Here is a 625-nt window from a genome sequence, read left to right as displayed (position 1 = left end):
TGCTGCAGGTCGCCTCGCGCGCGTCGGTGCTGGGCCAACTGGCCAAGTTCGACTTCACCTGGTTCATCCCGGCCATCATCAAGTACCGGCGGATGCTGCTGGAAGTGTTCGTCGTCTCGCTCTTCATCCAGCTATTCGCGCTGGTCACGCCCCTGTTCTTCCAGGTGGTGATGGACAAGGTGCTGGTCCACAACGGCCTCACCACTCTGGACGTGATCGCCACCGGCCTGGTCTGCATGGCGGTGTTCGAGGTAGTGCTGACGGGGCTGCGCACCTACGTCTTCGCCCACACCAGCAGCAAGATCGACGTGGAGCTGGGGGCGCGGTTGTTTCGTCACGTATTGGCGCTGCCGCTGGCGTACTTCGAGTCGCGGCGCGTCGGAGACACCATCGCCCGCGTGCGCGAGCTGGAGAACATCCGCAGTTTCCTGACCGGGCAGGCACTGACCTCGGTACTGGACCTGCTGTTCACCGTAGTCTTCCTGGCGGTGATGTTCTGGTACAGCGGCTGGCTGACCTTGGTGGTGGTGATTTCGTTGCCGTTGTATGCGCTGATCTCCGGCGCGATCACGCCGGTGCTGCGCAAGCGCCTGCAGGACAAGTTCGCGCGCGGTGCGGACAACCA

General features: G+C 63.4%; 1 protein-coding gene. It reads left to right on the top strand.

The window, feature by feature from the left end:
* A partial coding sequence (locus JR064_RS22925; RefSeq protein ID WP_241093262.1) for an ABC transporter transmembrane domain-containing protein occupies window positions 1-625 on the top strand: 625 nt, incomplete at both ends.

The sequence above is a fragment of the Xanthomonas bonasiae genome (assembly GCF_017163705.1).
Lineage (GTDB): Bacteria > Pseudomonadota > Gammaproteobacteria > Xanthomonadales > Xanthomonadaceae > Xanthomonas_A > Xanthomonas_A bonasiae.
Note: the sequence above shows the minus strand (reverse complement) of the source record. Positions and strands in the feature narration are given on the sequence as shown.